This window comes from Rhodococcus sp. KBS0724 (assembly GCF_005938745.2).
Classification (GTDB): Bacteria; Actinomycetota; Actinomycetes; order Mycobacteriales; family Mycobacteriaceae; genus Rhodococcus_F.
The window spans coordinates 1125812-1138746 of sequence record NZ_VCBX02000001.1 but is presented as its reverse complement, the minus strand read 5'-3'; the positions used below and the strand labels follow the sequence as shown (position 1 = coordinate 1138746).

Sequence of the window (12935 nt, the reverse complement as noted above, 5' to 3'; positions counted from 1 at the left end):
AAGTCAGAACAACATATAGCGCTGAGCCATCGGCACTACAGCTACGGGATTGGGTTGAATCAGATCACCGTCGACCTTGATGGCAAACGTCTCCGGGTCGACGTCGATGGACGGTAGTGCCGTGTTGTTCGGCATGTCGGCTTTGGTGAGGTGACGCGTCGGACGGATCGCGGTGAGTGTGCGAGTGAGCCCGAGTCGGCCGGCCAGCCCGTCCTCGATCGCCATCGGCGAGACGAAGGTTGTGGACAGGTGCGGAGCCGAACCCGGCGCGGACGCCATCGCGGGACGCACGAACACCGGCTGGGGCGTCGGAATCGCGGCATTGGGATCGCCCAGGGGCGCAGCGACTATCGCGCCGCCCTTGATGACCGCTGCCGGCCGCACACCGAAGAACGCGGGATCCCACAAGACGAGGTCGGCCATTTTCCCGGCCTCGACCGAACCGATTTCATGATCGATGCCGTGCGCGACTGCCGGGCAGATCGTGTACTTCGCGACGTATCGGCGAGCACGCTCGTTATCGGCGGGCATGGACGAGCCCAACTTGCCGTGCTGCGCCTTCATCACGTGCGCTACCTGCCAGGTTCGCAGGGTCACCTCACCGATCCGGCCCATTGCCTGAGCGTCGGACGACGTGATGGAGATAGCGCCGATATCGTGCAGGAAATCTTCTGCCGCAATCGTTGTCGGGCGGATTCGAGACTCGGCGAACGCAAGGTCCTCCGGGACACGGGGGTTCAGCGCGTGGCACACGATGAGCATGTCGAGGTGCTCGGCAACCGTGTTGACGGTGTGCGGCAACGTCGGATTGGTTGATGCCGGAAGAACATTCGGCTCACCCGCCGTCACGATGATGTCGGGAGCATGCCCGCCGCCAGCGCCCTCGGCATGGAATACGTGAATGCCTCGACCGGCGATAGCGTCCAAAGTGTGCTGTACGTAGCCGGTTTCGTTGAGGCTGTCGGCATGCAGAGCGACCTGGAGACCGAATTCGTCGGCAGCGCGCAAGGCCGCGTCGATCGCCGCGGGGGTCGAGCCCCAGTCCTCGTGCACCTTGAATCCGCCGGCGCCGGCGAGCGCTTCCTGACGGAGCGCCTCGTGACTCACGGTGCTGCCCTTGCCCAGAAGGAGCACATTGAGCGGAATGTGGTCGAGCGCGCGGTGCATCATCGTGAGCGACCAGGCGCCAGGGGTGACGGTCGTGGCCTTGGTGGCCTCGGTCGGCCCGGTTCCGCCGCCGGCGATGGTCGTCGTGCCGGTGGCGAGCGCCTCCAGCATCTCGATCTCACTGAGAATGTGCACGTGCGTATCGATCGCGCCGGCGGTGAGAATCCTTCCCTCTCCGGCGATCACGTCGGTGCTCGGCCCGATGAGCAGCTTGGGATGCACGCCGTTCATGATGTCGGGGTTACCCGACTTCCCGATCGCCACGATGCGACCGTCACGAATTCCGACGTCTGCCCGGACAATTCCCCAGTGATCGAGAATCACGGCATTGGTGATGACCACGTCGAGTGCGCCCTGATCGCGGGTGGTCGTGCCCTGTCCCATGGATTCACGGATGCTCTTGCCGCCGCCGAACACCATTTCGTCGCCCGTTGCGGTGTAGTCGTGCTCGATCTCGATCCAGAGATCGGTATCGGCCAACCGGATCTGATCGCCCGCAGTCGGTCCGAACAGCGACGCGTAACCACGCCGATCCATCGTGCTCACTACGCGGTCACCTCGTCTGTGTCGTCGCTCTGTGCTGGTGCACCGGCCGTCGTCGTTGCACCGTCTGTCGCCGCGATATCACTGATACGCACAGTCACCGACGACGCCCGAAGTGGTTCCTCCACCTCGACGCCCGGTGTGCCGAACGGCAACACCGGCTTAGGTTCGCGTGCGTGCGTGGGCAGTTGGTTGCCGGACGCGATCTGCAAGCCCGGCACTCGCTTGAGCCCGCCGAGTTCGATCAGCGTCACCGTGCGAGAGACTCCTGGCTCGAATCGCACCGAGGTCCCGGACGGAATATCGAGCCGGAAACCGTCGGCCACTTCGCGATCGAATGTCAGTGCCGGGTTGGCCGCCGGAAGGTGGAGATGCGATCCGATCTGAATCGGACGATCGCCGTCGTTGACGACAACCATCGTGATTCTGTTTGCGTCCGTGCCGAACTCGAGCGGTTCGGAAGACACGCGTACTTCGCCGGGGATCATCGGATGGGCTCCGTCACGGTGACAAGCTTGCGACCGTCCGGAAAAGTGGCCTCCACCTGGATGTTTGCAATCATCTCGGGTACCCCTTCCATGACGTCGTCGCGAGTGAGCACCTGGCGACCGGCATTCATCAGTTCCGCAACCGTCATACCGTCACGCGCCCGCTCGAGAATCCAACATGAGATCAGGGCCATCGCTTCGGGGTAATTCAGAAGTACCCCGCGCTCGCGACGGTCGCGGGCGACCATGCCCGCGACACTCAGGAGCAGCTTTTCGGTATCTGAAGGGGTGAGGTGCACTGACAAGCCCTTCCGGTTGTGAAACGACATCGATCCGACAGCGTGCTGTCGGGCCGAGATTAGCATTGCTCGAAGCGTCGTCAGTATCCACGAGATTCTCACCGTCAGCCACTCCGGCGCCCAGTGGACGCACTTGCGCTGCTCATCGAATTATTCGCGCGCCCAACGACGCTCAGCTCTGCGTACCGGAGTGGGAACTATCACCACAACCAAAAAGTTTCACCCCCGTCTCCTGTTGGAAACGGGGGCGAAACATGTTCGTGCGGTGTTTATCCGAAGCGGTTTATCCGAAGCGGCCCGAGATGTAGTCCTCGGTGGCCTTCTGCGTCGGGTTCGAGAAGATCTTCTCGGTGTCGTCGATCTCGACGAGCTGACCCGGCTTGCCGGTTGCCTCGAGGTTGAAGAACGCCGTCTGGTCACTCACACGAGCAGCCTGCTGCATGTTGTGCGTGACGATGACGATGGTGAAGTCCTTCTTGAGTTCGGTGATCAGGTCTTCGATCGCCAAAGTCGAGATGGGGTCGAGAGCCGAGCACGGCTCGTCCATGAGCAGGACGTCGGGCGAGACTGCGATGGCCCGCGCGATGCACAGACGCTGCTGCTGGCCGCCTGAAAGGCCTCCACCGGGCTTGTCGAGGCGATCCTTGACCTCGTTCCACAGGTTGGCTCCACGCAGGGAACGCTCGGCGACCTCGTCGAGGCGCTTCTTGTTGCGCTCACCCTGCAGCTTCAACCCTGCCACGACGTTGTCCTTGATGGACATGGTCGGGAACGGGTTGGGTCGCTGGAACACCATGCCGATGGTCTTGCGAACGCCGACCGGGTCGACGTTGGAGCCGTAGATGTCCTCACCGTCGAGCAGCACGGAACCTTCGACGCGCGCACCGGGAATGACCTCGTGCATGCGATTGAGGGATCGGAGCACTGTCGACTTGCCGCAACCGGACGGGCCGATGAACGCGGTCACGCTCCGGGGTGGGACGGAGAGGCCGACATCGGCGACGGCGTGGAACTTGCCGTAGTAGATGTTGACGTCCTTGAGATCCAGACGCTTGGCCATTACCGGCTCCCTACTGAGTTGTTAATGCTGTCGAGTACAAACATGTTCTGTGGCCGCATCACTTGCTGCGGACCTGTGAGAAGTGACCGATCACCTTGGCGACGATGTTGAGAATCGCGATCAGCAGGATCAGAGTCAGCGCGGCACCCCAGATGCGGTTGGTGCCGGCGTCGGTCGGGTTGTTCATCTCGGCGACCATAAGCGAAGGCAGCGTGCCCATTTCGCCGTTGAACAGGTCGAAGTTGATGAACGGTGCATAGCCGACGAGGATCAGCAGCGGCGCGGTCTCACCGAGCACGCGGGCCAGGGCCAGCATGACGCCGGTGATGATGCCGGGAAGTGCCGTCGGCAGAACGATTTTCGAGATGGTCTTCCACTTGGGAACACCGAGGGCGTACGACGCCTCACGCAGATCCATCGGGACGATGCGTAGCATTTCCTCGGTGGATCGGATGACGACCGGGACCATCAGCAGCACTAGCGCGAGCGAGACGGCAAACGCAGACTTGGGGAATCCGAACGTCGCGATCCACAGTGCGTAGATGAACAGCGCGGCCACGATGGACGGAACACCACTGAGGATGTCGACCATGAAGGTCGTGAGCTTGCCGAGCTTGGACTTACGGTCTGCGTACTCCACCAGGTAGATGGCGACAAAGATTCCGAGCGGGATCGAGAAGACCGCGCACACAACGCCTTGCATCAAGGTGCCGACCAGTGCGTGATAGACACCGCCACCGGACGCCGACGCTGTCAGACCGCTCATCGAGTTCGTGAACCAGGTCGCAGACGTCAACGCGGGCAGGCCCTTTGCGATCACCGTGTAGAGCACCCAGACCAACGGAATGAGGGCAACCAGAACGGCGAGGCTGACCAGGATCGTCGCAGTGACGTCCGTGGCGCGACGCTTTGCTCCGACGCCCTGGAAGGTGGGCGCCTTGACCGGGCGGTCCAAAGTGGTGCTCATGGGTCAGTCCTTCTTTCCGGCGATCACGGCGCGGGCAGCAGCGTTGACCACGAAGGTCAGGACGAACAGCACCAGACCGGCTGCGATGTACGCACCCGCTTGGATGTCGTTGTTGAACTCCGCGTAACCGAGGGCAATCTTGGAGGCGATGGTCGATCCACCGTCGAACAGGGACCAGCCGAATGCCTGCGAGGTGGTGCGCAGGATCAGGTACAGGGCCATCGTCTCACCGAGTGCGCGGCCGAGACCGAGCATCGATCCGCTGATGTAGCCGGACTTACCGAACGGAATGACCGTGGTGCGCACAACTTCCCAGCGGGTCGCACCGAGCGCGAGTGCGGCTTCGATCTGCGATCGCGGGGTCTGGATGAACACCTCGCGGGTCACCGCGGTGATGACGGGAAGGATCATGACGGCCAGCACGATGCCGGCGGTGAAGATGGTGCCGCCGCCGGTGATGGAGCCGCTACCGTCGGCGAAGAGGGGGAACCATCCGAGAGTGTCGTTGAGCCACACGGCAACCGGCGTGATCGCCGGTGCGAACACGAGCAGTCCCCACAGTCCGTAGACGATGGACGGAACGGCCGCGAGCAGGTCGATCGTGTACGACAGCGGGCGCGTCAGCCACTTCGGTGAGTACGACGTCAGGAAGATCGCGATACCGAGCGCGATCGGCATCGCAAGCACCAGAGCGAACAGCGACACCAGAACAGTGACCTGGAAAAGGTCGAGAACACCGAACGCCATCGCGTTGATGTCCTGCGTGACCCATTCACGGCTGGTCAGGAAGTTGGCCTGGTTGCGACTCAAGGCAGGTACCGCACGCCAGATCAGGAAGGCGCCGATCGCCGCGATGACAACGGTGATGAAGATGGCCGAACCCGATGCCAGCGAACTGAAGATGCGGTCACCCGGGCGGGTCACGGTCTTGGGGCTGCCCCCGGCCGGACCGTCGCTCTTCGGTGGCTGCTCGACTTCTGAAGCCTTGGTGGAAGTAATCGTGTCCTCCGTGATGCCGTTCGGACCGCCCACCCCGGCTCCGCTGGTTGCGGAGCCGGAGGAACGAGATGCTGATGTGATGGGCGCGTCGCTCATGTGCGCTCACATTCCTTCACGTTTGAATGTAGATCCATGGGCTTGTCCGTACGAGTCCGCGGTCGAATCAGCCGATAGCTGAGATCGACGCGTTCAGACGGTCCTGCACGTTTGCCGGCAGCGGAACGTAACCCTGCTCGGCAAGGTTGGCCTGTCCCTCGTTGGCGGCACTCGTCAGGAACGACTTCACGGCTGCGGACGTATCGGCGTCGTAGCCCTTGGAGCAGACGATGGAGTACGTCGCGAGAACCAGCGGGTAGGCCCCGGCTTCGTTGGTCTTGAAGATCGATGCGAGATCAAGCGTCAGGTCGCCGGTGGCGTCGGACTTGAACTTCGCGCCGGAGATCGACGCGGCAGCAGTGTCGTTGGTCAGTGCGACAGCTTCGGTGCCGGTGTTGATCTCGGCCATCGACAGCTTGTTCTGATCGGCGAACGACTTCTCGACGTAGGTGATGGAGCCCGGAGCCGTCGAAACGGCCTGAGCGACTCCGGCCGACCCCTTGGCGCCCTCACCGACGCCACCGGTGAAGTCAGAGCCGGCACCCGAGGTCCAGGCACCGTTCGACGCAGCCTCGAGGTACTTCTGGAAGTTGTCCGTGGTTCCCGAGGAATCGGAGCGGATCACGGGGGTGACCTTCAGATCGGGAAGCTTGACGCCGGAGTTGAGGGCGGCGATGGCCGGATCGTTCCAGTTGGTGATGCCACCGTTGAAGATCTTGGCGAGTACCTCGGCGTTGAGCACGAGATTGTCGACGCCGTCGAGGTTGAAGGCCACCGCGATCGGGCCGAAGACGAGGGGAAGATTCCAGGCTTCGCCGCCGACGCAGCGTTCCTTGGCCTTGTCGGCCTGCTCGTCCTTGATCGCCGAGTCCGAGCCGGCGAAGTCGATCTGGCCGGCGATGAACTGGGTGCGGCCGTCACCGGATCCGCTGGGGTTGTAGGCAACGTTGACCGTCTTGCCCTTTTCCTGGCAGACAGCGATGTAGGTAGCGACGAACTGGTCCATAGCGTTCTTCTGAGCCGAGGAACCAGCCGCAGAGATCTTTTCCTTGCCTTCACATGTAGCTGTCGAAGCGGAGGTGTCCACACCCGTCGACGACGCGTTGTTGTCGCTGCCACATGCGGCCAAGGTCATGGCGCCCACGGCCATTACGCCGAGCAGGGCCCCACTGCGCTTGAGATTCACCTTTGTTCCTCCGGAAATCGCTACCGCCGGGCCCACGATGAGGCGGCGACATGAGATGCAGCGCATTTGCTGCATCAGGCAACACGGCGCCGCCCATAGAGAAAAGTAGGGGGGCGCGGTGTCCGGCTGGACCATACAAAGTGAACGGAGAATGAACAGACCGGAGATTTATGCAAGTCGGTTCAATACATCAGGCATTTTGGGCATACGCCATGTCTGTGTGGAACCTGCCGAAGCCCAGTTTCTCGTACGTGTTGAGGGCTGCCGTGTTGTCTCCCTCGACGTACAGGAGAACCGTAGCGAGACCACGATCACGCAGGTAGTGCATGCCGGCGAGCGTCAGAACCCGCCCAAGGCCGCGCCCCTGCGCCGCCGGATCGATACCGACGACGTAAACCTCGCCGAGCTCCGGGTCGTCACCCTCGGGCGGATGAACCTTGGTCCAGTGGAAACCCAAAAGCGTATCCGGATCGGTATCCGCAAACGCCAGGAACAAACCGGCAGGATCGAACCACCCCTCGGCGGTTCGCTCGTCGATCTCTGCTTGCGTCCAGCCGCCCTGCTCGGGATGCCAGGAGAATGCTGCGTTGTTGACCCGCACTATCTCGGCGTCGTCTTCGTGACCGAGATAGGTGCGCAGTGTTACACCCTCCGGCACAACGATTTCCGGAAGCACCGGCACATCGAGCGGACGCCTCAGCTGGAGAAGCTCACGAGCGACGGTCAAATCGAGAGCTCTCGCGAATCCCTTTGCTGCGTCGATGTTTCCGTGCGCCCACACGCGAGCGCCCGGACGACCTTCGTCGAAAACCGAAGCGGCTAGGGCAGTCCCGATCCCCTGCCGCCTGCGGGCAGGATCCACGACGAGTTCCGCCATGTCCGGATGCTCGCCCGAACCGGCTTGCAGTTGGGCGTATCCGACAACATCGTCGCCGTCGAGGATCACGAGGTGCCGAGCCTGACCACGACCGGCTATTGCGTGCCGGCCCTGCTCGGAGACGGGCGCCTTGCCGTCGAACTCCGTTGCACGGTCGACAAGTTCCGATACCTGCCGAGCCTGATCCGGCGTCAACCCATCGCTCCAACTCATGTCACAACACCGATCCGTCGGCAGCCTCGTAATCGACATCGTCGTCCTCGAATCGAATCGGCGCGGCAGTGCCGTTCTTGGAACGCGTCGGCCGAACCGCCTTGTACCCGACATTTCGGACTGTACCGATCAAGGATTCGTACTCGGTGCCCAACTTGGCCCGCAATCGACGCACGTGAACATCCACGGTCCTGGTGCCGCCGAAGAAGTCGTAACCCCACACCTCTTGCAACAACTGCGCGCGAGTGAAGACCCGCCCCGCATGCTGCGCGAGGTACTTGAGCAGTTCGAATTCCTTGTAAGTCAAATCAAGGGGCCGTCCACGCAGTCGTGCCGTGTACGTCCCCTCGTCGATAACCAATTCGCCCAGCGTGATCTTTCCTGACGCTTCGGGACTGGCAACGCCGCCACTGCGGGCGAGCAACAACCGCAATCGGGCGTCCACCTCAGCAGGCCCGGTACCGGGCAGGAGGATGTCATCCAACCCCCAGTCCGCGTTGACGGCAACAAGCCCGCCCTCGGTCAGGACAGCCACGACCGGCACGGCGGATCCCGTACTTCCCAGCAATCTGCACAACCCACGTGCAGCGGCCAGGTCGGTGCGTGCGTCAACCAACGCGATGTCGGCCGAACTCGCCTCGAGCAGTGAGGAAACCTCAGTGGGAGCAGGCCTAACCGAGTGCGCCAGCAGCGCCAACGCCGGAAGAACTGCATCCGGGTTGGGGTCGGAGGTGAGGAGAAGCAGCTCCACACGGCCTCCTATCTAGTAGCCCGCGCACCCCGGACAGGGCGACGCTCTGGTAGTTCGACCCTTTTGGTCGGTCACTACATTAGCGTGCGCGCCGTGGGGACCGTCGCACCGAACCTACGACGGAGTCCGTCACAATGGTGCTGTGCGCAAACTGATCATCGGCATCGTCTTCCTCCTCGGCCTCGGACTGGTCGCCGATTTCGGTGCCGCCGCGTACGCCGAATACCGAGTTTCCCGCGAGCTAAGAGCCGGCGCGTCACTCGACGCCGACCCCGAAGTCACGTTCAACGGCTTCCCTTTCCTCACCCAAGCGCTGGGAGGCAAGTACGACGACGTCTACATCCGGGCGACGGGAGTGCAGAGCAACATCGTCGGTGAAGTCACCGTCGAAGCAGATCTGCGCGGCGTCACCGTCCCGTTCTCGGACCTGGTCAACGGCCGGGTGACAGAACTTCCCGTCGACAAACTCGACGGCAGAATGGGCATCAACGCCACCGACCTCGGCAAGCTCCTCGACATACCTGACCTGCAGGTTTCCTCTCCTCCCGCTGACAAGTCCGACGGTACCGGCGGCAGCGGAGGAACCGGCGCGAGCACTGCGGGCGCCATCGTTCTGAGCGGAACGGTTCCCGTCGGCCCCATCGATACCGCAGTCAGCGTTCAGGCAAACCTCGTACTCGAGGGAGATCAGGTCAAGATCGTGGCAAGCAATCTCTACTTCGGCCCCGAAGGCGAAGCGAACTTCTCGATCCCGTCGGTACTCGAGCCTGTCGTCCTCGGTATGTTCAGCTACACCATCGACCCACAGTCACTTCCCTTCAATGTGAAGCCGAGCCTCGTCTACGCAGAAGGCGGTCGGATCGTGATCGAAGGCAGCACCGAAAACACAGTCATCAACCTCGCAGATCTGCAGAACCAATGACCGGTATCACAGTTCTCCTCATCGCACTCGTCGCAGTTGTCGCGGTCGGGCTGTTCCTCAAATCGCGCAGCGGGGCCGTTCGGGCCAGCACCACCGGCACCCCGGAGACCGTCGGCAGTCGCAACGAACTCCTCGCCGCGGCGGGCATAGAGCCCGGCTCCGGACCAGTCGTCCTGCATTTCTCCGCGGACTGGTGCGGTCCGTGCAGCGCAGTTCGCCGCGTCGTCCATCAGGTGGTGACCACGATGGCAAACGCCCCCCATCCACCCGTCGACAGAGAGCTCGACATCGACAAGTACCCGGCGCTTGCGCGGGAGATGAGCGTCTTGTCGCTGCCCACCACGTTCATCCTCGACCGTGACCTGGTCGAACGATTCCGAGTATCCGGAGTGCCGTCCACCGCGGACCTCACCAGTGCCCTCGCACCCTTCTCAACACCCGGTACCCCAAATTCGCCGTCTGCAGGGTAAACTCCCAACCGTGCAAACCCGCCACGAGCTGATGCTCACCCGACGCCGCGCAGTAGACCTGTGCCGCCTCGGTGGTTGTTGCTGTTCTTGTTGCTGATCACCCCAGCACTCAGCATTCGCTGACGTCCGAGCCTTTCGCTCACGTGATCTTTCTCGCCGAATACGGGCCACTCGGCCCAGATTTCTCCGAGCCTCCGGCTGAAATTCTCAGCCCAGGCAAGCACCATGCAACCAACGCAGGAGCACCCGATGTCCACCACCACTTCGCAACCCGAGCAGGTTGACGTACGCGGTCCGCGGTTCGCCGCGTGGATTACCACCGCGATCCTTGTTCTGACACTGGTTCTTTCGACATTCTCGCTGCCCGCCGCCACCACTTTGTTGGCATTGCAGGCAATCGTCTTCGCGATCGGCGCCGTAGCCGGACCCAAGCGCAGTCCGTACGGACTGATCTACGGCAAACTGGTCGCCCCTCGCTCCTCACCCGTGCGCGAACGTGAACCTGTTGCGCCGTTGCGCTTCGCACAGTTCGTCGGCTTCGTCTTCGCACTTGCCGGAACCGTCGGATTCCTTGCGGGATCCACCGTCGTCGGCACGGTGGCCACAGGCTTTGCCCTGTTCGCCGCACTTCTGAACGCTGCCTTCGGCATCTGCCTCGGCTGCCAGATCTACCCACTCGTGACGCGATTCCGAACAATCGGAAGTGCAACCACCGCGTGAAAGCGCCCCTCCGGCCAACCGCACCGGACACAAACCCCCGCAAGACCATATCGAGCACGACCACATCGAAAGGAACACCATGGCTCGCTCCGACGTCCTAGTCTCCGCCGACTGGGCGCAGCAGAACCTCAACACCCCCAAGACCGTTTTTGTCGAGGTGGACGAGGACACCAGTGCATACGACGGCGGCCACATCGAAGGTGCAGTCCGGCTCGACTGGCGCAAGGACCTCCAGGACAGCGTCCGCCGCGACTTCCTGAACCAGGAGCAGTTCTCGAACCTCCTCTCGGCCAAGGGAATCGCCAACGACGACACCGTCGTCCTCTACGGTGGCAACAACAACTGGTTCGCCGCCTACGCCTACTGGTACTTCAAGCTGTACGGCCACAAGGACATCAAGCTCATCGACGGCGGCCGCAAGAAGTGGGAACTCGACGGACGCGAGCTGTCCAAGGACGAAGTAACCCGTCCCGCAACGCAGTACAAGGCCGAGGCACCCGACTTCTCGATCCGCGCATTCCGCGACGAGGTCATCTCCTCCATCGGCTCCGTCAACCTCGTCGACGTCCGTAGTCCAGACGAGTTCTCCGGCAAGATCCTCGCCCCCGCGCACCTTCCGCAGGAGCAGGCTCAGCAGCGTGGCCACGTCCCCACCGCGATCAACATCCCGTGGAGCACCACCGCCAACGAAGACGGCACCTTCAAGTCCGACGACGACCTTGCAAAGCTCTACGCGGACAAGGGCTTCGACGACACCAAGAACACCATTGCCTACTGCCGCATCGGTGAGCGTTCGAGCCACACCTGGTTCGTCCTGCAGGAAATCCTCGGCAAGAGCAACGTCAAGAACTACGACGGCAGCTGGGTCGAATACGGCTCACTCGTCGGCGCACCGATCGAATTGGGAGCATAGAACATGTGCGGAGCACCTACTCAGGGTCAGACCCTGCCTGCCGGCGTCGACGTCGAGAAGGAAACCGTCATCACCGGCCGCGTCCTCGCAGCTGACGGCCAGCCCATCGGCGGCGCATTCGTGCGCCTGCTCGACGGCTCCGACGAATTCACCGCCGAGGTTGTCGCTTCCGCTACCGGCGACTTCCGTTTCTTCGCCGCCCCCGGATCCTGGACGGTGCGTGCACTGTCCAGCTCCGGTAACGGCACCGCCACCGTGACCCCCGAAACCTCGGGCGTCCACAACGTGGACGTCACGGTCAGCAAATAGCTTCCGAGCTCACAGAAGAGGTCCCGCATCCTGCAAGGGTGCGGGACCTTTTCTTGTCGTTTCATTTGTCACAGCCTCCCGATTTTTCCGGTAGGTCGAGGCGGTCTAAGATAGGCACGTGGTCATCTTCTTCGAGGTACTTCTCGCACTCGCATCCGTCATGATCGCTTGGTTCTCCGTGTACGTCGTTTACCGTTTGGTCACCGACGAATCGTGAGTCAAGCTCCGGAATCAGGGTCTGACGCGACAGCTGACGATTCCACCGCTGCAGGTGCCGTCAGGCGCGGCAGCGGGGATGAAGCAGTCGCGATAGCTGTCGAACGTTCCAAGTCGACAGCTTCTCTCAACATTCCCACCCTGCCGGATCTCCCGGTCCCCGAGGACACCGCAAATCTGCGACTCGGCCCGGATATCAATCCCGCCCTACTCGCACTGCTGCCGCTTGTCGGCGTCTGGCGCGGCGAAGGCGAAGGTCATGACCCGGAAACGGGCGACTACCCATTCGGACAACAAATCGTCATCTCCCACGACGGTGGCCCCTACCTGTGTTGGGAATCCCGATCCTGGGTTCTCGACGCCGAGGGTAACTACACCAAGCCGGACACCCGCGAAAGCGGCTACTGGCGCATGGGCGGCGACGGCATCCCCGGCAGCGTGAACGAGGAAGTAGTCGAACTACTCCTCACCCACAGCTCCGGCGTCGTCGAAATGTACTACGGAACCGCACTCACCCAGTCCTCCTGGGAACTCGCGACCGACGTCGTGATCCGCAGCCAGTCCGGTGCACTGTACGGCGGCGCAAAGCGTCTGTACGGCATCGTCGAAGGTGGCGACCTCGCGTACGTCGAGGAGCGAATCCTCGCGGACGGCGCGCTCGAACCGCACTACTCGGCGCGGCTGACCCGCTACATCGGCTAACTGCTACACGAAGCGACCCCCGAGCCATACCTGCGCT

The 12935-nt window shown here is 62.5% G+C and carries 15 protein-coding genes and 1 pseudogene; 7 read left to right on the top strand and 9 right to left on the bottom strand.

The window, feature by feature from the left end; translation table 11 throughout:
- Positions 1 to 3: 3 nt before the first annotated feature.
- The 9 genes and pseudogenes from FFI94_RS05250 to FFI94_RS05210 all read right to left on the bottom strand — a co-directional run bounded on the left by FFI94_RS05250 (position 4) and on the right by FFI94_RS05210 (position 8646).
- The gene (locus FFI94_RS05250) at positions 4 to 1713 is read right to left on the bottom strand and encodes an urease subunit alpha (protein WP_138872059.1); all 1710 of its coding nucleotides are present in this window, start codon (positions 1711 to 1713) and stop codon (positions 4 to 6) included.
- A gap of 200 nt (positions 1714 to 1913) precedes the next feature.
- Positions 1914 to 2198, bottom strand: a pseudogene (gene ureB, locus FFI94_RS34125) (urease subunit beta); the annotation flags it as partial.
- Entirely contained in the window at positions 2195 to 2497 is a 303-nt protein-coding gene (locus FFI94_RS05240) for an urease subunit gamma (protein ID WP_033233970.1), read from the bottom strand. The pseudogene ureB and the gene FFI94_RS05240, both read right to left, overlap by 4 nt.
- 283 nt (positions 2498 to 2780) lie before the next feature.
- A complete protein-coding gene (gene pstB / locus FFI94_RS05235) occupies positions 2781 to 3557 on the bottom strand; it encodes a phosphate ABC transporter ATP-binding protein PstB (protein ID WP_033233969.1) in 777 nt (258 codons plus the stop codon).
- A 58-nt stretch (positions 3558 to 3615) separates the two neighbouring features.
- Positions 3616 to 4524, bottom strand: coding sequence for a phosphate ABC transporter permease PstA (gene pstA, locus FFI94_RS05230; protein ID WP_138872057.1), 909 nt, complete (start codon positions 4522 to 4524; stop codon positions 3616 to 3618).
- Positions 4525 to 4527: 3 nt separating this feature from the next.
- A complete protein-coding gene (gene pstC, locus FFI94_RS05225) occupies positions 4528 to 5619 on the bottom strand; it encodes a phosphate ABC transporter permease subunit PstC (RefSeq protein ID WP_138872056.1) in 1092 nt (363 codons plus the stop codon).
- Positions 5620 to 5686: 67 nt separating this feature from the next.
- The gene (gene pstS, locus FFI94_RS05220; protein WP_138872055.1) at positions 5687 to 6805 is read right to left on the bottom strand and encodes a phosphate ABC transporter substrate-binding protein PstS; all 1119 of its coding nucleotides are present in this window, start codon (positions 6803 to 6805) and stop codon (positions 5687 to 5689) included.
- A 190-nt stretch (positions 6806 to 6995) separates the two neighbouring features.
- Positions 6996 to 7895, bottom strand: coding sequence for a mycothiol synthase (gene mshD, locus FFI94_RS05215; RefSeq protein WP_138872054.1), 900 nt, complete (start codon positions 7893 to 7895; stop codon positions 6996 to 6998).
- A gap of 1 nt (position 7896) precedes the next feature.
- On the bottom strand, positions 7897 to 8646 hold the full coding sequence (locus tag FFI94_RS05210; RefSeq protein ID WP_138872053.1) for a response regulator transcription factor: 750 nt from the start codon (positions 8644 to 8646) through the stop codon (positions 7897 to 7899).
- A gap of 142 nt (positions 8647 to 8788) precedes the next feature.
- On the opposite strand from FFI94_RS05210, the gene FFI94_RS05205 reads away from it, so the two are divergent.
- The 7 genes from FFI94_RS05205 (at position 8789) to FFI94_RS05180 (ending at position 12898) form a co-directional block, all read left to right on the top strand.
- Positions 8789 to 9568: an LmeA family phospholipid-binding protein gene (locus tag FFI94_RS05205; protein ID WP_138872052.1), complete on the top strand. Its 780-nt coding sequence runs from the start codon at positions 8789 to 8791 to the stop codon at positions 9566 to 9568.
- A complete protein-coding gene (locus FFI94_RS05200) occupies positions 9565 to 10038 on the top strand; it encodes a thioredoxin family protein (RefSeq protein WP_138872051.1) in 474 nt (157 codons plus the stop codon). The genes FFI94_RS05205 and FFI94_RS05200 overlap by 4 nt, the downstream gene beginning before the upstream one ends.
- Positions 9983 to 10135: a putative leader peptide gene (locus tag FFI94_RS34690; protein ID WP_397495274.1), complete on the top strand. Its 153-nt coding sequence runs from the start codon at positions 9983 to 9985 to the stop codon at positions 10133 to 10135. Before FFI94_RS05200 ends, FFI94_RS34690 begins: the two co-directional genes overlap by 56 nt.
- Before the next feature lie 152 nt (positions 10136 to 10287).
- Entirely contained in the window at positions 10288 to 10758 is a 471-nt protein-coding gene (locus FFI94_RS05195; protein ID WP_138872050.1) for a DUF4395 domain-containing protein, read from the top strand.
- A 79-nt stretch (positions 10759 to 10837) separates the two neighbouring features.
- A complete protein-coding gene (locus tag FFI94_RS05190; protein WP_138872049.1) occupies positions 10838 to 11671 on the top strand; it encodes a sulfurtransferase in 834 nt (277 codons plus the stop codon).
- Positions 11672 to 11674: 3 nt separating this feature from the next.
- Positions 11675 to 11980 carry a DUF1416 domain-containing protein gene (locus FFI94_RS05185; RefSeq protein WP_138872048.1) on the top strand — a complete coding sequence of 102 codons (306 nt, stop codon included), beginning with the start codon at positions 11675 to 11677 and terminating at the stop codon, positions 11978 to 11980.
- A gap of 309 nt (positions 11981 to 12289) precedes the next feature.
- Positions 12290 to 12898 (top strand): FABP family protein, encoded by a 609-nt coding sequence (locus FFI94_RS05180; protein ID WP_260684458.1) that lies wholly within the window; start codon positions 12290 to 12292, stop codon positions 12896 to 12898.
- Positions 12899 to 12935 lie beyond the last annotated feature (37 nt).